Annotated in this window: 25 protein-coding genes and 1 pseudogene; 15 read left to right on the forward strand and 11 right to left on the reverse strand. The window is 71.8% G+C overall.

The features are described from left to right. Positions 1–41 precede the first annotated feature (41 nt). Positions 42–1,220, forward strand: coding sequence for an MFS transporter (locus ACFQS7_RS18030; RefSeq protein WP_380068501.1), 1,179 nt, complete (start codon positions 42–44; stop codon positions 1,218–1,220). A 901-nt stretch (positions 1,221–2,121) separates the two neighbouring features. Here ACFQS7_RS18030 and cydB read toward each other — a convergent pair. The 3 genes from cydB to ACFQS7_RS18045 form a co-directional block, all read right to left on the reverse strand. After that, entirely contained in the window at positions 2,122–3,177 is a 1,056-nt protein-coding gene (cydB, locus tag ACFQS7_RS18035) for a cytochrome d ubiquinol oxidase subunit II (protein WP_380068502.1), read from the reverse strand. Continuing rightward, positions 3,174–4,610 (reverse strand): cytochrome ubiquinol oxidase subunit I, encoded by a 1,437-nt coding sequence (locus ACFQS7_RS18040; protein WP_380068503.1) that lies wholly within the window; start codon positions 4,608–4,610, stop codon positions 3,174–3,176. The genes cydB and ACFQS7_RS18040 overlap by 4 nt, the downstream gene beginning before the upstream one ends. 117 nt (positions 4,611–4,727) lie before the next feature. Further along, the gene (locus ACFQS7_RS18045; RefSeq protein ID WP_380068504.1) at positions 4,728–4,994 is read right to left on the reverse strand and encodes a hypothetical protein; all 267 of its coding nucleotides are present in this window, start codon (positions 4,992–4,994) and stop codon (positions 4,728–4,730) included. A 254-nt stretch (positions 4,995–5,248) separates the two neighbouring features. Between ACFQS7_RS18045 and ACFQS7_RS18050 the strand changes: the two genes are divergently transcribed. Further along, positions 5,249–6,589 carry a hypothetical protein gene (locus ACFQS7_RS18050; protein WP_380068505.1) on the forward strand — a complete coding sequence of 447 codons (1,341 nt, stop codon included), beginning with the start codon at positions 5,249–5,251 and terminating at the stop codon, positions 6,587–6,589. A gap of 467 nt (positions 6,590–7,056) precedes the next feature. Here ACFQS7_RS18050 and ACFQS7_RS18055 read toward each other — a convergent pair whose 3' ends face one another. The 7 genes and pseudogenes from ACFQS7_RS18055 to hslV form a co-directional block, all read right to left on the reverse strand. After that, positions 7,057–7,857: a phytanoyl-CoA dioxygenase family protein gene (locus tag ACFQS7_RS18055; RefSeq protein WP_380068506.1), complete on the reverse strand. Its 801-nt coding sequence runs from the start codon at positions 7,855–7,857 to the stop codon at positions 7,057–7,059. Between the two features lie 690 nt (positions 7,858–8,547). Next, the gene (locus ACFQS7_RS18060; protein WP_380068507.1) at positions 8,548–9,339 is read right to left on the reverse strand and encodes an FTR1 family protein; all 792 of its coding nucleotides are present in this window, start codon (positions 9,337–9,339) and stop codon (positions 8,548–8,550) included. A gap of 99 nt (positions 9,340–9,438) precedes the next feature. Then, a complete protein-coding gene (locus ACFQS7_RS18065; protein ID WP_380068508.1) occupies positions 9,439–10,245 on the reverse strand; it encodes an EcsC family protein in 807 nt (268 codons plus the stop codon). 130 nt (positions 10,246–10,375) lie between these two features. Beyond that, positions 10,376–10,729 (reverse strand): annotated as a pseudogene (locus tag ACFQS7_RS18070) (type II toxin-antitoxin system death-on-curing family toxin); the annotation flags it as partial. After that, entirely contained in the window at positions 10,726–10,950 is a 225-nt protein-coding gene (locus ACFQS7_RS18075; RefSeq protein WP_380068509.1) for an AbrB/MazE/SpoVT family DNA-binding domain-containing protein, read from the reverse strand. The gene ACFQS7_RS18075 and the pseudogene ACFQS7_RS18070, both read right to left, overlap by 4 nt. A gap of 98 nt (positions 10,951–11,048) precedes the next feature. Beyond that, positions 11,049–12,368 carry an ATP-dependent protease ATPase subunit HslU gene (gene hslU, locus ACFQS7_RS18080; RefSeq protein WP_380068707.1) on the reverse strand — a complete coding sequence of 440 codons (1,320 nt, stop codon included), beginning with the start codon at positions 12,366–12,368 and terminating at the stop codon, positions 11,049–11,051. Between the two features lie 7 nt (positions 12,369–12,375). After that, on the reverse strand, positions 12,376–12,951 hold the full coding sequence (gene hslV / locus ACFQS7_RS18085) for an ATP-dependent protease subunit HslV (protein WP_380068510.1): 576 nt from the start codon (positions 12,949–12,951) through the stop codon (positions 12,376–12,378). Between the two features lie 336 nt (positions 12,952–13,287). Here hslV and hisB point away from each other — a divergent pair, with 336 nt between their 5' ends. From hisB to ACFQS7_RS18115, 6 genes are all read left to right on the forward strand, one after another. Beyond that, positions 13,288–13,890, forward strand: a complete 603-nt coding sequence (gene hisB, locus ACFQS7_RS18090; protein ID WP_380068511.1) for an imidazoleglycerol-phosphate dehydratase HisB — start codon at positions 13,288–13,290, stop codon at positions 13,888–13,890. Then, positions 13,890–14,267, forward strand: a complete 378-nt coding sequence (locus tag ACFQS7_RS18095; RefSeq protein WP_380068512.1) for a DUF2628 domain-containing protein — start codon at positions 13,890–13,892, stop codon at positions 14,265–14,267. The genes hisB and ACFQS7_RS18095 overlap by 1 nt, the downstream gene beginning before the upstream one ends. After that, the gene (gene hisH, locus ACFQS7_RS18100; RefSeq protein WP_380068513.1) at positions 14,264–14,974 is read left to right on the forward strand and encodes an imidazole glycerol phosphate synthase subunit HisH; all 711 of its coding nucleotides are present in this window, start codon (positions 14,264–14,266) and stop codon (positions 14,972–14,974) included. Before ACFQS7_RS18095 ends, hisH begins: the two co-directional genes overlap by 4 nt. Next, positions 14,971–15,579, forward strand: a complete 609-nt coding sequence (locus ACFQS7_RS18105; protein ID WP_380068514.1) for a GNAT family N-acetyltransferase — start codon at positions 14,971–14,973, stop codon at positions 15,577–15,579. Before hisH ends, ACFQS7_RS18105 begins: the two co-directional genes overlap by 4 nt. Positions 15,580–15,589: 10 nt before the next feature. Then, positions 15,590–16,321: a 1-(5-phosphoribosyl)-5-[(5-phosphoribosylamino)methylideneamino]imidazole-4-carboxamide isomerase gene (gene hisA / locus ACFQS7_RS18110; protein ID WP_380068515.1), complete on the forward strand. Its 732-nt coding sequence runs from the start codon at positions 15,590–15,592 to the stop codon at positions 16,319–16,321. A gap of 102 nt (positions 16,322–16,423) precedes the next feature. Continuing rightward, entirely contained in the window at positions 16,424–16,678 is a 255-nt protein-coding gene (locus ACFQS7_RS18115; protein ID WP_380068516.1) for a hypothetical protein, read from the forward strand. A 155-nt stretch (positions 16,679–16,833) separates the two neighbouring features. On the opposite strand, the gene ACFQS7_RS18120 is transcribed toward ACFQS7_RS18115, so the two are convergent. Then, positions 16,834–17,832: a YbhN family protein gene (locus ACFQS7_RS18120; protein WP_380068517.1), complete on the reverse strand. Its 999-nt coding sequence runs from the start codon at positions 17,830–17,832 to the stop codon at positions 16,834–16,836. Positions 17,833–18,053: 221 nt separating this feature from the next. Between ACFQS7_RS18120 and hisF the strand changes: the two genes are divergently transcribed. From hisF to ACFQS7_RS18155, 7 genes are all read left to right on the forward strand, one after another. Next, a complete protein-coding gene (gene hisF / locus ACFQS7_RS18125) occupies positions 18,054–18,824 on the forward strand; it encodes an imidazole glycerol phosphate synthase subunit HisF (protein ID WP_380068518.1) in 771 nt (256 codons plus the stop codon). Further along, the gene (locus ACFQS7_RS18130) at positions 18,825–19,397 is read left to right on the forward strand and encodes a phosphoribosyl-ATP diphosphatase (protein WP_380068519.1); all 573 of its coding nucleotides are present in this window, start codon (positions 18,825–18,827) and stop codon (positions 19,395–19,397) included. 212 nt (positions 19,398–19,609) lie between these two features. Further along, positions 19,610–19,990: an HIT domain-containing protein gene (locus ACFQS7_RS18135; protein WP_380068520.1), complete on the forward strand. Its 381-nt coding sequence runs from the start codon at positions 19,610–19,612 to the stop codon at positions 19,988–19,990. A 49-nt stretch (positions 19,991–20,039) separates the two neighbouring features. Further along, complete coding sequence (locus tag ACFQS7_RS18140) at positions 20,040–20,891, forward strand: SirB1 family protein (protein ID WP_380068521.1); 852 nt, start codon at positions 20,040–20,042, stop codon at positions 20,889–20,891. An 86-nt stretch (positions 20,892–20,977) separates the two neighbouring features. Beyond that, on the forward strand, positions 20,978–21,925 hold the full coding sequence (gshB, locus tag ACFQS7_RS18145; protein WP_380068522.1) for a glutathione synthase: 948 nt from the start codon (positions 20,978–20,980) through the stop codon (positions 21,923–21,925). A 46-nt stretch (positions 21,926–21,971) separates the two neighbouring features. Next, a complete protein-coding gene (locus ACFQS7_RS18150) occupies positions 21,972–22,250 on the forward strand; it encodes a type II toxin-antitoxin system Phd/YefM family antitoxin (RefSeq protein WP_380068523.1) in 279 nt (92 codons plus the stop codon). Next, on the forward strand, positions 22,247–22,630 hold the full coding sequence (locus ACFQS7_RS18155; RefSeq protein ID WP_380068524.1) for a type II toxin-antitoxin system VapC family toxin: 384 nt from the start codon (positions 22,247–22,249) through the stop codon (positions 22,628–22,630). Before ACFQS7_RS18150 ends, ACFQS7_RS18155 begins: the two co-directional genes overlap by 4 nt. The last annotated feature ends 1 nt before the right edge of the window (position 22,631 follow it).

The following is a 22,631-nucleotide window of genomic DNA, read 5'->3' on the forward strand; positions in this document are numbered from 1 at the left end:
CTTGCCTTGCTTCTTTGATGAGAACGGACACCACCCCCCGCATGCCCCCCGCCACACCCGTGCTGCCGCGCATGCCCTGGGCGCTGCTGGTGGCGGCTTGCCTCGGCATGTTCGCCGCCTCGGCTTCCGGCACCACCCGCGCGCCCTTCCTCATCGACATGGCGCGCGACCTCGACACCTCGGTCGCGCTGGTCGCCAACCTGATGGCGATGACCTCGGTCGCCTGGGGCGCGGCGTCGCTCATGGCCGGGGCCGGGTCGGACCGCTGGGGCCGGCGGCCCTTCCTGGTCGGCGGGCCGGTCGGCCTGGCGGTCTGCATGGTGCTGGTCTCCCGCGCCGGCAGCTATGGGGAGGCGGCGCTGTGGTCCACCGTCGCCGGCGGCTGCGCCGGCGCCTTCACCGGGGTGCTGATGGCCGAGGCCTCGGCCCGCACGGTGGACCGCCAGCGCGGCCGGGCGCTGGGCTGGGTGATGGCCGGGCAGTCGCTGACCCTGCTGGTCGGCGTCCCGGCGGCGGCGGCGATCGGCACGCTGATCGGCTGGCGCGGGGTGAATGTCTGCGTCGCGGTGCTGGCGCTGGTCGCCGCGGCGTCGCTCTTCGTCACCACGCTGAAGCCGGTGGACGGCCCGCGCAAGGCGGGCGCCAAGCCGCCCAGCCTGCGCGCCGCGCTGTCGCCGCGGGTGCTGATGCTGCTGGCGATGGGGGTGGCGGAGCGGATCTGCTACGGGCTGACCGCGGTCTATTTCGCCACCTTCCTGCAATCGACCTATGCGCTCTCGCTCGGCCAGGTGGCGCTGCCGCTGGCGCTGTTCGCGCTGGGCAATATCGGCGGCACCATCATCGGCGGGCAACTGGCCGACAGGCTGCGCGACCGCATGCTGACCTTCGCCGCGGCCATGGCGGCGTCGGGCGTGGTGGCGCTGGCGCTGTTCGGCTGGCCGGCCGGGCTGGTGCCGACGGTGGCGCTCGGCTTCGCCTATGTCTTCGTCAACGCCATCGCCCGGCCGAGCCTGATGGCGGCCATGGCCAACGTGCCGGACGAGGTGCGCGGCACGGTGCTCGGGCTCAACGTCACCTCGGCCAGCTTCGGCTGGCTCGGGGCGGCCTCGCTCGGCGGCTGGATGATGGCCGGGGTCGGCTTCGGCGGCTTCGGGCCGCTGACCGCGGCGGTGGCGCTGCTGGGGGCGGGGCTGGCGGTGTTCGAGCGCCGCGCGCGTTAGCGGACCGCGGAAATTCGCGGCCTGGATCCGGCGCTCATGATCCGCCGTCGGACGGCGTGGGAAAGCGCAGCAGCGGCGCGGCGGTTGGGGCGTTGTCCAGCGCTGTCCGACCTGGAGACCCGGGCCCGTGCCGACCATCCGCTGCGGGCGATCGGGCGCGTCGTGGATGCCAGGCTGGCAGATTTGTCGGCGGCGCTCGAGGCGGCGCGTTCGCCATTCCGGGGCGCAATCGATCCGGCCGGCGCGACGGCTGCGGGCCTTCCACCCGATCCGGCCAGATTGCAGGCGCAGCCTGCGCATGGCCCCGCCCCGCCGCCCGCCTCTCGGGCCATGCCGATCGGCTGGCCGCGGGAGCCCCATGCCAGGCGGCCGCGGAAGGTCACGCCGGTGGGCGACAAGGGCTTCGACGTGCAGGACTTCGTGGCCGGACCCCGCGAGATCAACGTCACCCCGCAGGTGGCGCAGAACACCCATGGGCGGCGCTCGGCAGTCGACGGCCGGACCACGCGCCGTCCCGGCCATGCCATCAGTCCGCGCATCCGCAAGCGGATCCAGGAGGCCATCGGCTGGGCCAGGATGGTGGCCGGGCTGCCCAAGCTGGACCGGGCCTCCAGCCTCGCCATGGCAGCCTGCGACCGCGTCCGCCTGCCGAAGCTGCCGGCGGCGCGAGGCCTGGTGTCCGTCCCGAGCCCGCCGCCGAGAGCGTGTCACCGAGCCCGATCGCCCGGGTTCCGGGACGCCGTTCCGCAGCCCGCTAGAGCCGCAGGATCGACCGCAGCAGGAAGGCCGCGAGGCCCACGGTGGCGACCCCGGCCGCCCAGAGCGCCACGAACCACAGCAGCCGTGCCGGCAGGCGCCGCGCCACGGTCAGCGCCGGCCCGGTGCCACGGGCGCCCCGTGGTCAGTGATATCCATGGCCGGCCTTCACCTTGCCGCGGAACAGCCAGTAGGAATAGCCCGTGTAACCCAGGATGATCGGGATCAGCACCGACGCGCCCACCAGCATGAAGACCTGCGACGCCCGCGGCGAGGCGGCTTCCCAGATGGTGATGTCGGGCGGCACGATCATCGGCCAGATCGAGATGCCGAGGCCGGAATAGGCCAGGAAGAACAGCCCCAGGGCACAGACGAAGGGGATGCCGTCACGCCAGACCATGCGGCGGTCGTCGGGGTTGTGCCCGGCTTCCGCCAGGCCGCGCAGCAGCCGCCAGGCCAGCACCACCACTAGCACCGGCACCGGCAGCGCGGCGAGGATGGCGGGGAAGTCGAACCAGCGGGCACGGAAGGCCGGCAGCAGGAAGGGCACCACCAGGCTGACCGCGGCGATGAACCCAAGGGTCAATAGGGTCATCCGCCGCGCCAGGGCCTTCACCTGGTCCTGCATCTCGCCCTCGGTCTTCCAGACCAGCCAGCAGGCGCCGAGCATCCCGTAGCCCGCCAGCACCGCCAGTCCGGTGACGATCGAGAAGGGCGACAGCCAGTCCCACCAGCCCCCGGCATAGGCACGACCCTCGACCTTCACCCCCTGCACCAGCGCGCCGAGCGCCACGCCCTGCGCGAAGGCGGCGACGTAGCTGCCGCCGCAGAAGGCCCAGTCCCACCAACGCAGCTGGCCCGGCGTCACGGCGCGGAAGCGCATCTCGAAGGAGACGCCGCGGAAGACCAGCGCCAGCAGCATGACCAATATGGGCATGTAGAGCGCCGGCATGATGGTCGCGTAGGCCAGCGGGAAGGCGGCGAACAGCCCGCCGCCGCCCATCACCAGCCAGGTCTCGTTGCCGTCCCAGACCGGCGCCACCGTGTTCACCGCGAGGTCGCGGTCGTCCTTGCCGTGGATCCAGGGGAACAGGATGCCGACGCCGAGGTCGAAGCCATCCATGCAAACATAGAGGAAGACCGCCGTGGCGATGATGAAGGCCCAGATCGTGGCGATGGTTTCGGCACTCATGCCCGTCATTCCCCCGGCTGCGGCTGCGCCGTGTTCACGCGGTCGGCGTCGACCGAGGCCGCCGCCGTGATGCCGGCGGTGCGCACCGGGGGTTCGGATTCCACGCCGGATTCCGCTGCCGCGGGCGTATGGCGGAACAGCCGGAACAGGTACCAGATGCCGGCACCGAAGACGATGAAGTAGACCACCACGAACATGATGAGCGAGGTCAGCACCGCGGGGGCGGCGATCGGGCTGACGCTGTCGGCGGTGCGCAGCAGGCCATAGACGGTGAAGGGCTGCCGGCCCGTCTCCGTGGTGATCCAGCCGAAGGTCACCGCGATCAGTCCGGACGGCCCCATCGCCACCGCCCAGCGCTGGAACCAGGGGCTGTCGTACAGCCGCCCGCGCCAGCGCAGCCAGAGCGAGGCCAGGCCGAGGGCGATCATCAGCATGCCCATGCCCACCATGATGCGGAAGGACCAGAAGACCAGCGGCACGTTGGTCGGCCGCGCATCCTTCGGGAAATCCTTCAGCCCCTGGATCTCGCCATCCAGGCTGTGCCGCAGGATCAGGCTGCCGAGATAGGGGACCTCGACCTTCAGCCTGGTCTCCTCCCGCTCCATGTCGGGGATGCCGAAGAGGATCAGCGGCGCGCCGCGCTGGGTTTCCCAGTGGCCCTCCATGGCGGCGACCTTCTGCGGCTGCTTGTCCAGCGCCCAGAGCCCCTGCATGTCGCCGAACACCGCCTGCGCCGGGGCGACGGCGGCGGCCATCCACATCGCCATGGAGAACATCAGCCGCGCCCGCTCATTCCCGCGGTCGCGCAGCACGTGCCAGGCGCCGACCGCGCCGACGATCATCGCGGTGGTCAGGAAGGCGCCGGTGATGGTGTGCAGGTAGCGGAAGGGGAAGGACGGGTTGAAGACGATCGCCCACCAGTCCTCCGGCATGAAGCGGCCGTCGGCGTCGATGGAGAAGCCCGCCGGCGTGTGCATCCAGGAATTGGCCGAGAGGATCCAGAAGCCGGAGATCAGCGTGCCGACCGCGACCAGGCAGGTGGCGAAGAAATGCAGCCCCTTGCCGACGCGGCCGAGGCCGAACAGCATCACGCCGAGGAAGCCGGCCTCGAGGAAGAAGGCGGTCAGGACCTCGTAGGCCATGATCGGCCCGAGGACCGGCCCGACCTTGTCCGACCAGACCGCCCAATTGGTGCCGAACTGGTAGGACATCACGAGGCCGGAGACCACGCCCATGGCGAAGTTCACCGCGAAGACCTTCAGCCAATAGCGGAAGAGGTCAAGGTATTTCGCCTGCCCGGTCCAGAGCCAGAACCCTTCCAGCACCGCCAGGAAACTGGCCAGGCCGATGGTGAAGGCCGGGAACAGAAAGTGGAAGGTGACGGTGAAGGCGAATTGGAAGCGCGCGAGGTCGAGCGCGTTCGGGAAGGCGTCCCACAGCATCGTCCGAGGCCCCGCTGGCGTGTCGGGACCTTAGCCGCAGGCAACCGAAGGCGTTCCCTTCCGTGGGGGTGCCCGATGTCACGAAACCCGGAGCAACAGGCCCGGCGGCGGCGAGCCTCAGGCCGCCGCGCGCAGCGCCGGCGGCAGCACCGTCTCGACCGACCAGACGCCGACCACCTGGCCGAGGTTGCCGGCGACCAGGTGGACCATCTCGGCCGGCATGGCTTCCAGCACGAGTTCCACCTGCAGGGCATCGCCCTGGCGGACGGCATGGAAGGCGTCCGCCACCAGGTCGCGCTTGGCCAGCGGCTGCAGCAATCGCGGCAGCAGCCCGGGCGAGGCATCGGCGGTCAGAAGGAAACGGACGTGGAGGCGATCGGTCATCGGGGCGGTTCCATGCAGCGCGAGGGGGAGGGACGAACCCGGCGGCGCGGCGCGCCACCCCCAACGGGCAGCGCGGCTCAGGCGGCCGGGCCGGTAATTCGCGCGGTACGGAAGCCGATGGATGCCATGGCGGCGACCCTAACCCGGCCGCCCCCGACCTGTACAGGGCGAAATGCCCTCAACCGCATGTCAGTGGCCAGCCACCCCGGTGGCGCCGAGAAGGACCCTCCACCGGCCATCCCGGAGACCCGCCTTTGCCCGACGCGGCCGAAACCGCCCCGCCCCGTGCCGCGCCCGCCGCCTTCCCGGCCTGGACCGCGCTCTGCGTCGGGCTCGGTGGGCTGGTGGCGGCGGTGCTGGTGCTGGCGCCCTACCCGCCGCTGCAGGATTTTTCCGAGTGGGCCTACCAGGGGCACCTGCTGGCGCGGCTGATCCGCGGGCTGCCCATCGGCGAGATCCAGCTGGCGACCTCGCCGGTGCCGAACAGCTCGGTCCAGGCGCTGCTCGGGCTGCTGTCGCTGGCAATGCCCGCGGCGCTGGCGGCGCGGCTGTTCCTGCTCGGGCTGGTCGGCGCCTCGGTCGCGGTGGCGCTGGGGCTGGGGCGGCGGTACCAGCCGGCCGCCGCGGGGGCCTTCGCCGCGCTGCTGCTGGTGGCGGTCTTCTTCAACGCCGCCTTCTGGAACGGCTATGCCAATTTCCAGGTGGGGATGCTGCTGCTGGGCGCCTGGTTCCTGCTGCCGGAGCCGCGCCGCGCCGGCGCCCTGCCGATCATGGGCTTCGGCGTGGTGATCTTCTTCACCCATGCCATGGTGTTCTTCGCCTTCTGCGCCCTGCTCGGCGCCACGGCACTGCTCGACCGGCGGCGCATCCCGGCCACGGCCCTCGGCCTGCTGCCGGCGGCGCTGCTGACCGGCTGGTACGTGGCGATGGATGCCGGCGGCAACGCGACCGAGGCCGCCGGCGCCAGCAGCCTGGCCGGCTTCCTCGGCTACAAGCTCTATACCGTCGCCAAGCTGGGCCCCTACCACAACTTCGTCTTCGCCGAGGGCGGCGACATCGTCACCCGCCCGGCCCTGTACTGGGCCGGGGCGGCGATCAACCTGGCCTTCGCCGCGGGGCTGGCGGCGCTGCTCGGCCTCGGCCTGCGCGAGGCCATCCGCACCCGCCGGCTGGCCCGGGCGCCGCTGCTGGCCGCCGCCGGCCTGCTGGCGCTGTTCGCCGTGCTGCCCGACCTGGTGCAGAACGTGGTCAACCCGGGTGAGCGGCTGATGCTGCCGGCCCTGCTGCTGCTGCTGCTGGTCCTGCCGCTGGCGCCGGGGCTGGTCCGGGCGCTCGGCCTGGGGGCGGTGGTGCTGGCGGCCTGCCTGGTGCTGCTGCTGGCCACCGGTCATCTCTGGCGGGAACCGGTGCATTTCACCGAGCTCCGCACCGAGACCGCCGGCCTGTTCCGCCACCGTCCGACCGCCTTCGCCTGCAAATGGCAGGAGATGCTGCGCAATGCCGAGGCTGGCGACCTGCCGCGGCAGCGGCTGGCCTTCCGCACCAGCCTGCTGATCGGCGTGACAGAGGCGGGGTGCACGGGGAAGCCGGGCTAGCGCGCGGTGGCTCGAGGCGAGATCGCCGAGAAGCCCGATCGCACAACCCGACGGACGCCATTGCTCCTGCGTCATACACCCTGCCCGATGCGGCACCGCCTTCGTCCGCGGGACGCTTCACGCAGGTGGAGGCGGCACCGGCTCTCCCATCGGTTCCGGGCGACCGTGGCTCGCGGTTCCAGGCCAGGTCGCGGCGCCTGCTGCCGCGCCCGGGCATGCCGACCGCATCGCCCCGGTTCGGCGCCACCATGCCGGCCCGCTGCTGCCAAGTGATCGCAAGAGCATCGAGCCAATGGCCGCCTGGGTCGGGCCCGGTCGGGTCCAGGCGACGCATCGGTCGCTGCTTCAGCTGATCGCCGGGGCCGGCCGGTCGGATGCTGCCGTGCCGGCCGTGGTCCGCCCCCGCGCGCCGCCTGCGATCGGGCAGCATGCCCGGGCGCGGCGCCTCCGCTGCGGCAGGCGAGGGGTCAGACCCGGAACTTGTATTCGACCCCCGGCTTCCGCTCGATATCGGGTGGAAAGCTGGCGCGCTTATCAGCGAAGTAGCGTGCCCGGTGGTCGCCATCCGCTGCGCGGTTGTAGGTCAGATACAGGATTCGACGCGCCTCGGCGGTGAGATTGGGACCCGAGGCATGCGGCACGTAGCTGTCGAAAAAAAGCACGTCGCCAGGCTCGGTCGGAACCGGGAGCAGGGCAAAGCCAGCCATCTGTTCGGCCGTCAGAGGACGCCATTCCTCGCCAATCAGGCCAGCGAATCTCGGTGCGTCAGCAATCTCCAGGCAGCCATTTTCCACCGTTGCCTGGTCGATGCTGACGAGTACGGTGACGAAGATCGGCGCATAGGCACTCCAGCCGGCCTGCTGGTCCTGGTGCGGCTCGAAGCCAGCGCCGCCAGGCATCTTGAAGTTGATCTTCTCCTTGAACAGGACCGACGGCCCGCCCAGCAACTGGTCAACCGCCGCCTGCAGTCTTCCGCCGCGGATGAGCGCGTCAAAGGCGGGATGGTGGGGGCAGAAATCCTCGATCCGCTGCACCACACGGAGGCTGGGGTCCAGCAGGCTGTTCTCCCGGTAGACCATCTGCGCGCCCGGTCGCTCCGGCATCCCCAGCAGCTCGTCCGTCCAAGCAGCGATCGCCTCAGCCTCCTCGGTGCCGAAGAAGGCGCGCGCCGTCAGCCAGCCGGTGCGCTCATAGTGGGCCAGATCGTCCGACCCCAGCGGACCGTCTGCGGCAGCAAGCGTCGGCCGGAGCGCGATGGTGTTCGTCATGAGGCCGTCCAGGTGTGCAAGCGCGGCAAGTGGCCGCAATGGCGTGCTGGCTGCCCGGATGAAAGCAAGCCAGTCTGGATGGCGTCAAGCAGGAAACGATGCGGAAGTCGCGGCAGTGTCCGGGTCGAGCGAACAGACTGGAAAACAGGTTTCTATTATCTCGTCTCTTCATCAACTTATTCGTCCTCGCGTTGCCCTCGCGGGGACGGCGACGGGGGCATCGCTCACGAATTCCCACCAGACCGCGGCCCCATCCGGCGCCAGCTGGCCGGGCGGCTCGCCGATGTGGTGCTGCGTCGGCGGTCGGACCCGGCTCCGGCCGCGCCAATCGAAGTGCCACAGGCGCCGGCCCACTGCGGGGCGGGCCGGAACCCGGCGGCAGGGGCGGGTCATGTCGTCATGATCGGTGAAGGCGACAGATCGCTCAACCGGGTCCGCAGTGCGACCGCGCCCGGCTTCTTCCCGCGCTTCACGGCGGCCGGCCCGCGATGCGCCAGGACATCCCCGACGAGGGCGAACTCCCTGAACCTGGCCCGGTATTGCTTCGGCTGTCCTGGCCGGCAAATTTCCAGCCGGTGTCGCGTGCCTGTAACCCCCCGCGGTTCCCGCGTCGGGGGATGCAGGCGATGGCTGCACCGAAGGCGGCTCCGATCGAGCTGTCGGAGAGTGAGCGGCCCGGCCGCCGCCAGGCTATTCCGCCGCGGCGTGGCGCGGTACGGGCGCAGGCCGCGGCCAGGCCAGCACCAGGGCCACCCCGGCCAGCACCAGCCCCTGCACCGCCAGGCCTTCCCAGCTCGGCGAGAAGCCGATCGTCCCGGCGATCTCCGGCAGGGGATTGGGGCTGAACGGAATCAGGGCCTGCTCCTGGAATTCCTGGATGCCGGCCGCCACCAGCCGTGCCGCCATGACCAGCAGGAAGAGCGAGGTCGCCCGGAACAGCGGCCGCAGCGGCAGGCGCACCGCGGCGCGGATCAGCAGCCACCACAGCACGCCGAGCCCCGCCGCCCCCAGGGCCAGCCCGGCGACCATGCCGGGCATCGATTCCTCCGTCCCCAGCGCGGCCAGGAACAGCGCGGTCTCGGCGCCTTCCCGGAACACCGCCAGGAAGCCGATCAGCCCGAGCGCCACCGGCACCCGCTCGGCCGCCAGCGCCGCCTCCGCCTGCCGGGTCAGCGCCGCGCCCCAGGCGCGCGGGTCAGCGCGGCGCCAGAGGAACCCGCCGGTCCAGAGCATCAGCCCGGCGGCGACCAGGCAGGTGACGCCCTCGACGAAATCGTCATGCACCCCGCCGCGCCAGGCGGTATAGGCGCCGGCGGTCAGCAGGCTGGCCAGCAGGCCGAGCCCGGCCCCGGCCCAGAGCGCGCCGATGCGGTCGGGGGCCATCTGTCGCAGCAGGGCGGCGAGGGCGGCAAGCACCAGGATGGCTTCCAGCCCCTCCCGCAACAGGATGAGGGCGGCCTGGACGGCAATGGAGGCGGTCATCGGATCCTGCGATTGCGAATGGTTCGCAAATCATAGGCGCTTCGCCGCCGGCGTCGCATGAATTCCGGTTAAGGCGGGACCGGCGCTGCGCGGCCCGGCTCAGGCCACCAGTGCCTGGTCCCGCAGCCGGTCGTAGGCCGCCCGCACCAGGGCCGGGCCGTGCCGGCGCTCCAGCCGGCGGATGGTGAAATGCGCCCGGGCGATGCCGCGGAAATGCTCGAGGAAGGCGAGGTTGACCGCCGCGCCGCCGGCCGCGCCGATGACCGGCGCCGCCTGGGCGGAAAGCTTGAAGGCGACCGGTGCGCCGAAGCGCGCGGCGATGGCGCCGAGGAAGCCGGGCAGGAATTGCGCGACGCCGCGGCCGACCGCGGTCTGCACCGCCTCGGCCAGCGCGACGCGGAGGGCGAAGTAGCCGCTCTCGGCATCGTCGTCGCCCGGGTTGCGGCCGCCGAGGGCGAAGACCTTCATGCATTCGGCCTGGACCTGCGGGTCCGCCAGGTCCTCCCCCTGCTCGGCGGCCACCGCGGCGACCTGGCGCAGCAGCAGGGTGGTGGAGACCGGCAATTCCAGCAGCGTCCCCGGCAGGCCGAAGGCGCCGCCGGCCACCCCGGAGGCCGCGATCAGGCCGCGATGCAGCCAATCGTTCGGCAGCGGGCCGGTGCGGCCGGGGGCGCTGCGCAGCGCCGCCTGCATGGCGGCTTCCAGCGCGCGGCGCACCGCCTCGTCCAGGCCGCGCTGGGCGACTTCCGGCAGGCGGCGCTTCAGGGCATCGACCGAGCCGCCGACCAAGGCGGCGAGGCGGACGGGCAGCGAGGTGCCTTCGAGCACCACCACGGCGGCGTCGAGCTCGGCCAGGGCGGCATCGGGCAGGGTGAGGGTGGGCAGGCTGCGGTCGGTGTCGGTCATGATCCTGCCTGAACCCGGGCGCGCGGGATGGGTTCGCGCCGACCCGAGATGGGGCGGCCGGGGCGCCGCCGGAAGGTGGGGGGTGTCGCGGCGTTCTGCCGCGCGCCGCAACATTGTCGCGCAGCCAGGCGGCGAAGTCTTCCTCCGGCAGGTCGCCGGCGGCGAGGTCGGGCATGACGACCACGCATTCGGCGTCCCCCGCGACGAGATCAAGGCCATTCAACGCGAGGAAGGTTTCGACGGCCACGTAGGCGCTGCGCCTGTCGCCGTCGACGAAGGGGTGGTTCCGGGCGAGCCCGAAGCCGAGCGAGGCGGCCAGCGTCGGCAGGTCTGCCGTGCCATGGGCGACGCGGTTCAGCGGCCGGTCCAGGGCGCCGTCGAGCCGCCCCGGATCGCGGATGCCCCCGCCGCCGCCATGCTCCGCAACCTGTTCGTCCTGGATCGCCAGCACGACGTCCGCCGAGAGCCAGACGAGCGGGGTCACTTCGCCAGTTCGTGCGGCACGGCCCGCCGGCGGCGCATCACCTGCCGCGCCACCTCCATCCGCCGCTCGAACCCCGGGTCGTGGCGGATGATCCGGAAGCCGTCCGGCGTTTCCACCACCTGCACCGTGTCGCCCTCGGCCAGCCGCAGGCGGGCGGGCAGGTCCTTCGGCAGGGCCACCCCCACCGAATTCCCGATCGCCCGCAGCTTCAGGGCCGCCATGCATGCCTCCCGCCAGACGGCCGGCCCCGGCCGTGTCAACAAGAGTTACAACGCGCGCTCGGCGCACACTGCAACCCGGGCGATTCGTCCCTCGGGACCTAGAGGATGTACCGGCTGAGATCCGCGCTGCCCGCCAGCGGCCCGACCTTCTCCTGCACATAGGCGCCGTTCACCGGCACGGCCTCCCCGCGCCGGTCGGAGGCGGTGAAGCTGATCTCCTCCAGCAGCCGCTCCAGCACGGTCGCCAGGCGGCGGGCGCCGATGTTCTCGACCTTGGCGTTGATGTCGGCGGCCAGATCGGCGATCACGTCGACCGCATCGGCGGTGAAATCCAGCGTCAGGCCCTCGGTCCCCAGCAGGGCGACATACTGCTTCAGCAGGCTGTGCTCCGGCTCGGTCAGGATGCGGCGGAAATCCTCCCGCGTCAGGGCGGACAGCTCGACCCGGATCGGCAGGCGGCCCTGCAATTCCGGCAGCAGGTCGGACGGCTTCGACAAATGGAAGGCGCCGGAGGCGATGAAGAGGATGTGGTCGGTCTTCACCGGCCCATGCTTCGTCGTCACCGTGGTGCCCTCGATCAGCGGCAGCAGGTCGCGCTGCACGCCCTCGCGCGACACGTCGCCGCCGCGCACGCCGTTGTCCGAGCCGCGGGCGATCTTGTCGATCTCGTCGAGGAAGACGATCCCGTTGTTCTCGGCATTGGCCACGGCCTCGCGCGTCAGCGCCTCCTGGTCGACCAGCTTGTCGGCCTCGTCCTTCAGCAGGATCTGCCGCGCCTCGGCCACCGTCGCCTTGCGCGGCTTGGTCTTGCCGCCGAACATCTTGCCCAGCATCTCCTGCATGTTCTGCATCTGCAGGCCTTGGGCGCCCGGCAGGTCCATCATGCCGATCGGCATGCCGCCGCCGGCGTCGTTGACCTGGACCTCGATCTCCCGCGTCTCCAGGCTGCCGTCGCGCAGCAGCCGGCGGAATTTCATCCGGGTCTCGCCGGAGGCGCCCTCGCCGACCAGCGCCGTCACCAGGCGTTCCTCGGCGGCGAGCTCCGCCTTGGCCTGGACCGCCTTGCGCGAGTTCTCCCGGGTCTGGGTGATCGAGACCTCGATCAGGTCGCGGATGATGCTCTCCACGTCGCGGCCGACATAGCCGACCTCGGTGAACTTGGTCGCCTCGACCTTCAGGAAGGGGGCATTGGCCAGGCGGGCCAGGCGGCGGGCGATCTCGGTCTTGCCGCAGCCGGTCGGGCCGATCATCAGGATGTTCTTCGGCACCACCTCCTCGCGCATGCCCTCCGGCAGCTGCTGGCGGCGCCAGCGGTTGCGGAGCGCGATGGCCACGGCCCGCTTGGCGTCGTTCTGGCCGACGATGTAGCGGTCGAGCTCGGAGACGATCTCGCGCGGGGAGAGGTTGACGGCTTCCACGGTCATCTCAGGCAGCTTCCACGGTTTCGACGATGACGTTGCCGTTGGTGTAGACGCAGATATCGCCGGCGATCCGCATGGCGCGGCGGCAGATCTCCTCGGCCGAGAGGTCGTCCACCGTCAGCAGGGCGCGGGCCGCGGCCAGGGCGTAATTGCCGCCGGAGCCGATGCCGATCACCGCGTCCTCGGGTTCCAGCACGTCGCCCTGGCCGGTCAGCAGCAGGGAGCGCTTGCCGTCGGCCACCGCCAGCAGGGCTTCCAGCCGGCGCAGGTAGCGGTCGGACCGCCAGTCCTTGGCGAGCTCGACGCAGGCGCGCTCGAGCTGGTCGGGGAAGCGCTCGAGCTTGGCTTCCAGCCGTTCCAGCAGGGTGAAGGCATCGGCGGTGGCGCCGGCGAAGCCGGCGAGGACCCGGCCATTGGCGATGCGGCGGACCTTGCGGGCATTGCCTTTCACCACGGTCTGGCCAAGCGAGACCTGGCCGTCCCCGGCCATGGCGACGATGCCGCCCTTGCGGACGGAGAGGATGGTGGTGCCGTGCCAGCCGGCGAGGTCCGGTGCGGCGGAGCTATGGAATGCGGACATGCCGGCGGATGTGGGCCTTTGCGGCGCCGGCGGCAACGGGCCGGAGCCAGGGCTGGCCGAACGGGCTAGTCCTGGCGGGACAGCGCCACGCCCATGGCCCCGGCCGCCTGGCGCAGCGCCCGGTCGAGGGCGGGCTGCTGCCCGGCCTCCCCCCCCCCCCCCCCCGCACCAGCCGCGCCACCGCGCGCCCGTCCCGGGTGGCCGCCACCTCCTCGCCCTGCTCCACCAGGCCGAGCAGGGCGCCGAGCCGCCCCGCCGCCTCCCAACCCGAAGCGTCAGGCCACCTCCTTCCACCTGCCCGTTGCGACCCCCCGCCGCGGGGCGTAGGAAGCCGGCATGACCGCCGCCCGCACCGCCAGCATCCACCGCGCCACGGCCGAGACCGACATCCGCGCCACCGTCTGCCTCGACGGCACTGGCCAGGTGCAGGTCGCGACCGGGATCGGTTTCCTCGACCACATGCTGACCGCGCTCGGCCGGCACGCGCTGCTCGACCTGACGGTCGAGGCCAAGGGCGACCTGCACATCGACTACCACCACACGACCGAGGATGTCGGCATCGTGCTCGGCCAGGCGGTCCGCAAGGCGCTCGGCGACAAGCGCGGCATCCGCCGCTACGGGCAGTCCCTGCTGCCGATGGACGAGGCGCTGGCCGAAGCCGCGATCGACATCTCCGGCCGGCCCTTCCTCGCCTGGTCGGTCCCCTTCGCCCGCGACAAGGTGGGCGAGATGGACACCGAATTGTTCGAGGAGTTCTTCCGCGCCTTCGCCTTCAATGCCGGCATCACCCTGCATGTGACCTTGAAGGCGGGGACCAACGCGCACCATGTCGCCGAAGCCTGCTTCAAGGCGCTGGCCCGGGCCCTCCGCATGGCGGTGGAGACGGACCCGCGCTCCCCTGATGCGGTGCCCTCCACGAAGGGGATCCTGGAGGCCTGATGCGCATCTGGACCGTTCACCTGCCACGCGGCGCCGCGACGCCCGCGCGCCCTCCTCTATTGGTGCGCGAAGGCTTCGCCTGGGGCGCCTTCCTGTTCGCCCTGCCCTGGCTGCTGCTGCACCGGCTGTGGATCGAGGCCGTCGCCTATCTCGGCGCGGCGCTGCTGCTGGCCGTCCTGGTGCCCCCGGCGGCCGCCTTCCCCGTCGCGCTGGCGCTGCACTTCCTGCTCGGCGCGCATGCCCAGGACCTGCGTCGCGCGGCGCTGGCCCGGCGCGGCCGGCCGGCGGCGCATGTCGTCGCCGGGCCGGATGCGGATGCGGCGCTGGCCCGGCTGCTCGACGCGCGGCCGGATCTGGCCCGGGCCCTGCTGGCATGAGCGCTCCCGAAAGCCGCGAAGGTCCGGATCGGCCGCGCCAGGCGCCCGGCGCGCCGGTGCGCGTCGCCGTGGTCGATCCCGGCTCGGGCAACCTCGCCTCCGTGCTGCGGGCACTCGACCGCGCCTCGGCCATGGCCGGCATTCCGGTCGCCGCCGCCATCACCCGCGACGCGACGGAAGCCGCCGCCGCCGACCGCCTGGTGCTGCCCGGCCAGGGCGCCTTCGCCGCCTGCATGCGCGGCCTGCTCGCCCTGCCGGGGATGGTCGAGACCCTGAACGCCCGGGTCGCCGCCGGCACCCCGCTGCTCGGCATCTGCGTCGGCATGCAGATCATGGCGGAGCGCGGCCTGGAACACGGCACCACCCCCGGGCTCGGCTGGATCCAGGGCGAGATGGCGCCGATGGACCCCAAGGGGCCCGACGGCGCTGGTCTGCCCCTGCCGCAGATGGGCTGGAACACGCTGGACTTCCCGGCCGGGGCGCATCCGCTCCTGGCGGGAATAGCGCCCGGCGAACACGCCTATTTCGTGCATTCCTATGCCCTGCGGGCCTATCGTCCCGACCAGGTCCTGGCGACCACCGACTATGGCGGCCCGGTCGCCGCCATCGTCGGGCGCGGCAATATCGCCGGCACCCAGTTCCACGTGGAGAAGAGCGCCTCGGTGGGCCTGCGAATCCTCGCCAATTTCCTCCGGTGGACCCCATGAACACCCCACGCGGCCCGGCCGACGTGGCGGAAGCCACGCTCCCCAAGCAGCCCGAACTCTCGGTCGAGCGGGTCACCGAGCTCGACGACCACGACATGGCCGAGCTCTGCGAGGCGACCGACGCCGCGATCATCGAGGGCGGCGGCTTCGGCTGGATCGAACCCCAGGGCCGCGCCGCGCTGCAGCGCCATTTCCGGGGCGTCCTGCTGGTGCCGGAACGGGAACTCTTCGTCGCCAAGCTCGACGGCATGGTGGTCGGCAGCGCCCAGCTGGTCCGGCCGCCCCGCAACAACGAGGCGCAGGCCTTCGGCGCCACCCTGACCCACGCCTATATCGCGCCCTATGCGCGCGGCCATGGCCTGGCCCGGCTGCTGATCCGCCGGCTGGAGGAGCGCGCCGCGGCGCTAGGCCACCGTGTCGTGAACCTCGACGTGCGGGAGACCCAGTCCACTGCCATCGCGCTGTTCGAGGTGCTGGGCTATGAGCGCTGGGGTACCCACCCGGCCTATGCGCGGGTCGATGGGCGGACAGTCGCCGGCCACTACTACTTCAAGCTTCTGGAGCCCGGCCGTGGCCGCAGCACCGGGAAGGTGATGGGTCGCTAACCATATGGCATTGACGCTTTATCCCGCCATCGACCTCAAGGGCGGGCAGGTCGTGCGCCTCAAGCGCGGTGACATGGCGCAGGCGACGGTCTATTCGGCCGAGCCCGGCGCCCAGGCGCGCAAATTCGCCGCGATCGGCTTCCCCTGGGTGCATGTGGTGGACCTGGACGGCGCCTTCGCCGGCCGGCCGGCCAATTCCGCCGCGGTCGAGACCATCATCGCCGCCATCCCCCGCGTCCCGGTCCAGCTCGGCGGCGGCATCCGCAACATGGCGACGGTCGAGGCCTGGATCGAGCGCGGGGTGCGCCGCGTGATCCTCGGCTCCGCCGCGGTGAAGGACCCGGACTTCGCCATGGCCGCCTGCCGCGCCTTCCCCGGCCGGGTCGCGGTCGGCATCGATGCCCGCGGCGGGCTGGTGGCGACCGAGGGCTGGGCCGAAGTCAGCACGGTGCCGGCCACCGACCTGGGCAAGCGGTTCGAGGATGCCGGGGCGGATGCCATCATCTACACCGACATCGACCGCGACGGCATGCTGGGCGGGGTCAACCTCGAAGCGACGCTGGCCATGGCGCGGGCGGTGCGGCTGCCGGTGATCGCCTCGGGCGGCGTCGCCTCGCTCAACGACCTGGCCTCGCTGGCCGCCGTGGCATCGGAAGGGATCGAGGGCGTGATCATCGGCCGGGCGCTGTACGACGGCCGGATCGACCCGACCGCGGCGCTGGCCCTGGTCGCGGGACGCTGAAACACTTCGCCACGCGCTGCCTTCGCGGCGCCATGCCGGGGCCCTGACCCCGCCGCGCCCCACGCCCACCCTCCTGATCCTGGCTCCTAGGAGGGTGCCGCCATGAAGATCAGGACCGCGTTTTTCGCCGCTCTCGCCGCCCTGCCGCTGCTCGCCGGCGCTGCCTCCGCCCATGGCGGCCGCGATGCCGGCTATCATGGCCGTCCATCGCATGGCCATGACCGCGGCTGGCAGGAAAGGGCGGCGCGCCGCGACTGGGTCGAGGCGCAGCGGGCCCGCGAATGGGCCCGGCGGCGCCACCACATGGCGGAGCAGCGCCATTACGCGCCGCCGCGCGGTTACCAGCAGCGCTGGTAGGATGGTTGGGGAGGGAAACGTATTCCCTCCCCGAACTCCCCCTGCCTTTTCGTGGGCCTGGCACGCGCCGCGCGGCCGGTGCCGACCCACAGGAACAGAGGAGGGTTGGACGCACCACGTCCAACGGGAGGATACCTCCTCCCTGGCCTTTTTCCTTATTTCCGCCGCAGCGCGAAAGGCAGCGCCAGGAACCCCAGCACCACCGCGAACCACAGCGTCGCCAGCCGCACCAGGATGGTGGTGACGATCGCCGCCGCCTCCGGCACCTCGACCAGCCGCAGCAGGCCGAGCAGGCTGAAATCCGCCGCCCCCAGCCCGCCCGGCATCAAGGATACCGCCCCGGCCACCGCCGAGAGGCAGAAGACCAGCATGCTGCCGCCGAGCCCCATCGCGGTGCCCAGCGCATGCAGCACCAGCATCAGCACCAGGCATTCCGCCAGCCAGCCCAGCAGGGACAGCCCGAGCGCCGGCCAGAGCACCGCCGGCCGGCCGATCGCCGGCAGGGTGGCGCAGACCTCGCGCGCCCGGGCGAAGAGGCCGGGGGCGCGGCGCACCCGGCGCTCGGCCCAGTCCACCAGGTGCAGCAGCAGCCCGGCATGGGTCAGCGCCGCCAGCAGCGCCACGCAGACCACGGCCAGCACCGCGGTCACCGCGAGGTACTGGCTGGTCAGCGCCGCGCCGGCGAGCGCGAGGAGGCAGATCGCCACCATGTCCATGATCCGGTCGCCGGCCAGCAGCGGCATGCTGCGGGTATAGGGCACGCCGTGGTGGCGGTGGAGCAGCCAGAGCCGCACCACCTCCCCCACCTTGCCCGGCGTCACGGTCAGGGCGAAGCCGGCGAAGAAATAGAGCACCTGCGCCCGGGCCGGCGCCGCCACCCCGAAGGCACGGCCCAGCACCACCCAGCGCGCCCCGCGCAGCAGGTAGTTGCAGAGCGACAGCGCCAGGCAGGCGAGGATCGTGACCGGCGAGAGCATCGCCGCGGCCGCCGCGGCGTCGCTGTCCCGGGCGAACCACAGCACCAGGCCGCAGGCGGCGAGGAAGGCCAGCAGCGTCGCGCCGGTGCGGACCAGGGCACGGCCGAGCCGCGGCGGGGCGTCGCCGCTGCGGTCCGGGGGAAGGGCCGCGGCCCCGATGGCCGGCGGGGAGGTCATGTTGCGCTGCACCAGGCCGGCATACCCGATCGCTGCCGCCGGATGCGAGTGGCGGGCGCTACACTATGGCGCGCGTCGTCATACGGTCGCGCGAAGCGGGCGCCGGCACCGGGACGCCGGCCGGCAATCCCCAAATCCGCGCTTGACCCCCGGCGCATTCCGCCGCAAGCGCAAGCTCCGCGCCGCCGCGGCGGCCTTCCCCTTTTTCCACAGGTGGACCAGTGCTCGCACTCCGCGTGATCCCCTGCCTCGACGTCAAGGACGGCCGGGTCGTGAAGGGCGTCAATTTCGTCGCCCTGCGCGACGCCGGCGACCCGGTGGAACAGGCCCGCGCCTACGACCGGGAAGGCGCCGACGAGGTCACCTTCCTCGATATCGGCGCGACGCACGAGAACCGGGACACGATGTACGACGTGGTCTCCCGCACCGCGGCCGAGGTCTTCATCCCGCTGACCGTCGGCGGCGGGGTCCGGTCGGTGGAGGATGTCCGCCGCCTGCTGCTGGCCGGGGCCGACAAGTGCAGCATCAACAGCGCCGCGGTGGCCGAACCCGCGTTGGTCACCCGTGCGGCGGAAGCCTTCGGCAGCCAGGCGATCGTCGTCGCCGTCGATGCCCGCCGCGTCGCCGAGGGGCATTGGGAGGTCTTCACCCATGGCGGCCGCAAGGGGACGGGGATCGACGCGGTCGGCTGGGCGGAGCGCATGGCGGCGGCGGGCGCGGGCGAGCTGCTGGTGACCTCGATGGACCGGGACGGCACCAAGTCGGGCTTCGACCTCGACCTGCTGCGGGCGATCCGGGCCCGGGTGAACCTGCCGCTGGTCGCCTCGGGCGGGGTCGGCACGGTCGGGCATTTCGTCGAGGGTGCCCTGGCGGGGGCCAGCGGCCTGCTGGCGGCCAGCGTGTTTCATTACGGGGAATTCCGCATCGCCGATGCCAAGGCGGCGCTGGCCGCCGCCGGCCTGCCGGTGCGGCCCCTGGCGGAGGCAGCCTGAATGGCCAAGGACCTGACCAAGCCGGCGAAGAAGAAGCCGGCCAAGGCGCGCGTCGCGCTGCCGCTGGCCGCCGGCGTGCCGGTCAAGACGAAGAAGAAGGCGGCGGCGCTGCCGGTGCCGAAGAACGTGCCGGCGAAGGCGAAGAAGCCGCCCAAGGCGGTGCGCAAGGCCGAATCGCGGCATCTCCGGCCGCTGGAACTGGCGATGCAGGGCGGCGACGCCACGGTGCTCGACCGGCTGTGGCAGACGGTCGACGACCGCCGCGCCGCCGGCGACGTGGCGCACAGCCATTCCGCCCGGCTGATGGCCCGCGGCACCGCCAAGGTCGCCCAGAAGCTGGGCGAGGAAGCGGTCGAATGCGTGATCGAGGCGGTGCAGGGCCACCGCGCCGAGACGATCCTGGAGAGCGCCGACCTGCTCTATCACCTGCTGGTGGTCTGGGTGGACGCCGGCATCCGGCCGGAGGAGGTCTGGGCCGAGTTGCGCCGGCGGGAGGGCATCAGCGGCATCGCCGAGAAGGCGGCGCGGCCGAAGGGCATCGTGCGGGCGGCGCGGACGACCAAGCTGCCTTGAAGGAGGGCAAGGCCCGGGGGACGTATCCTCCCGCTGGGCGCAATGCGTCCAACCCACCTCGGTTTTTTTGGGCTCGGCACTGGCCGCGCGGCGAGTTCCGACTCGAAAAAAGGAAGGGTGGGGTTCGGGGAGGGAACACTTTTCCCTCCCCGGCCTTGCCGCAGAACGACCAGCCAATCCTCCCGACCGGGCACCACCGAGGACCCCCCGCCATGTCCGTCACCGGCCTGCCGCCCTACGACGATGCCAATATCTTCGCCCGCATCCTGCGCGGCGAGATCCCCTGCAAGCGGATCGCCGAGGACGCATACGCCCTCGCCTTCCACGACATCGCGCCGCAGACGCCGGTGCATGTGCTGGTGATCCCCAAGGGCCGCTGGGTCAGCGCCGCCGATTTCCACGCCGGGGCCGACGACGCCGCCATCGCCGGCTTCTGGCGAATGGTCTCGGCCGTGGCGAAGTCCGAGGGGCTGGAGGCGAAGGGCTACCGCATCCTGTCCAACATGGGCCAGGACGGCGGCCAGGAAGTGCCGCATTTCCACGTCCACATCTTCGGCGGCCGCCGGGTCGGGCGGATGGTGCCACCGGGCTGACTCGCCGCCGCCCCTTGAAGCCGGGCGGCGGAGGGGCGAGACTCACCCCATGGCCTCCACCCCCCAGGACGAGGCGCGCGCCGCCCTCGACGCCGCCGGGCAATTGCCCGATGCGGAGCTCGACCTCGCCTCCGTCGCGCTGCAATTCGCCCGCATCGACACGCCGGACGCCGATTGGCGCGGCGCGGCCGAGGCGCTGTCGGAACTCGCCCAGGCCGCGGTCGCCGCGGCGACCCTGCACGCGGATGCCGATGCCGGCGATGCCGAGCGGCGGCGGGAGGTGCTGGCGAGCGTCATCCATGGCCGCTTCCGCTTCGCCGGCGACACCGAACACTACGACGACCCGGCCAATGCCAACCTGATCCAGGTGACCGAGCGGCGGCGCGGCCTGCCCGTGGCACTCGGCGTGCTGTGGCTGCATGCGGCGGAGGCCGCCGGCTGGGCGGCGCATGGCATCGACTTCCCCGGGCATTTCCTGGTCGCGGTCGAAGGCGGCCGGGGACAGGCGCTGGTCGATGTCTTCGCCGGCGGGGGCGGGCTGGCCGCCCCCGACCTGCGCGCGCTGATCAAGCGGATCGAGGGCGAGAAGGCCGAATTGCGGCCCGGCCTGCTCCGCCTGATGGACAAGCGGGCGGTGCTGCTGCGGCTGCAGAACAACATCAAGCTGCGGCGCCTCAGGGCCGGCGACCTGGTGGGCGCGCTCGCCTGCACCGAGGACATGCTGCGCCTGGCGCCCGACGCCGCGCTGCTGTGGCGGGAGGCCGGGCTGATGAACCAGCGGCTGGACCGGATCGGCGCCGCGCTCGGCTGCCTCGACCGCTCGCTGGCGATCGAGCCGGAGGGCGAGACGGCGCGGCGCATCCGCACGGTTGTGGAGGAGCTGCGGCACCGGCTGAACTGAGCCCCCGAGCGCCCCCTCTGGCGTCCGGCCGCCGGGAATGCCAACAAGCCGGCCGAAACGCCCGATCCAGGGGGAGAGACAGCCCGATGGCAGCCTTGCGCGTCGCGGTCCAGATGGACCCGATCGAGAGCATCAACATCGATGCCGACAGCACCTTCGCCCTCATGCTGGAGGCGCAGGCGCGCGGCCATCAGCTGTGGCACTACCATGTCCGCAACCTCGCCTTGTCGAACGGCCGGGTCACGGCGCAGGGCGAGGCGGTGACGGTCGAGCGCAAGCCGGGCGCCCACTGGTCCTTCGGCCCGAAGGAGGAAATCGATCTCAGCACCATGGATGTGGTGCTGATGCGGCAGGACCCCCCGTTCGACATGGCCTACATCACGGCCACGCACATCCTGGAGCACATCCACCCGAAGACCCTGGTGGTGAACGACCCGGCCAGCGTGCGGAACGCGCCGGAGAAGATCTTCGTCACCCATTTTCCCGAACTGATGCCGGAGACGCTGGTGACCGCCGACCGCGGCCAGATCCTGAAGTTCCGGGAGAAGCACAAGGACATCATCGTCAAGCCGCTGTTCGGCAACGGCGGCGCCGGGGTCTTCCACATCAAGCCGGGCGATTCCAACCTGAACAGCCTGATCGAGATGTTCACCGAGCGCAGCCGGGAGCCGCTGATGGTGCAGCGCTACGTCCCGGAGGTCCGCCAGGGCGACAAGCGCATCATCCTGGTGGACGGCGTGCCGATGGGCGCGATCAACCGCGTCCCCGCCGCCGGCGAGGCGCGCAGCAACATGCATGTCGGCGGCCGGCCGGAACAGACCACGCTGACCGCGCGCGAACGCGAAATCTGCGAGCGGATCGGCCCGGCGCTGCGGGAGCAGGGGATGATCTTCGTCGGCATCGACGTGATCGGCGACTACCTGACCGAGATCAACGTGACCTCCCCCACCGGGCTGCAGGAGATCGCCCGGTTCGACGGCGTGCACCTGGAAAAGGCGATCTGGGACGCGATCGAGGCGAAACGTCGCGCTTGATTGCGGGTGGACTAAGACTTAGCTAACGCAGCAGGAGGCATTCCCCATGTCCGATGCCGTGACGATCCATGCCGCGAAGACGCATCTCTCCGCTTTGGTCGCCCGGGCCGAGGCGGGGGAGGAGATCATCATCGCCCGCGGCAACACGCCGGTGGCCAAGCTGGTGCCGCTGGTGCCGCCCGCCGCGGCACCGGACAAGCGGCGGACCTTCGGCATCTTCCGCGGCCTGATCGAGGTGGGCGACGAGGCGCTGGACGACTGGACCGAGGAAGAGCTGAGCGAGTGGGAAGAGGGCCATCCGGGCGACCCGCTGCGCAATCCGTGAGGTTCCTGCTCGATACCCATGTCTTCCTCTGGTGGATGGCCGGGCTGCGGACGATCCCCGCCGCAACACGGGCGAGGCTCGAGGCCGCCACCGAGGTCCATGTCAGCGCCGCGAGCGGCTACGAGATCACGCTGAAGCACGCCGTGGGAAAGCTGCCCGGCGTCGGCCTGGTGGCGCGGGATGTCGCCGCCGCCATACGGAGCTGCGGCTTCGCCGAACTGCCCATCACCTGCGCCCATGCCGAGGCAGCCGGCCGGCTGCCCCGCCACCACCGCGACCCCTTCGACCGCATCCTGGTCGCCCAGGCGCTGGAGGAGGGGCTGACGCTGGTCTCGGCCGATGCGGCGCTCGATGGGTTCGGCATAGCCCGGCTGTGGTAGC

It is taken from the genome of Dankookia sp. GCM10030260, assembly GCF_042666655.1.
GTDB lineage: Bacteria > Pseudomonadota > Alphaproteobacteria > Acetobacterales > Acetobacteraceae > Paracraurococcus.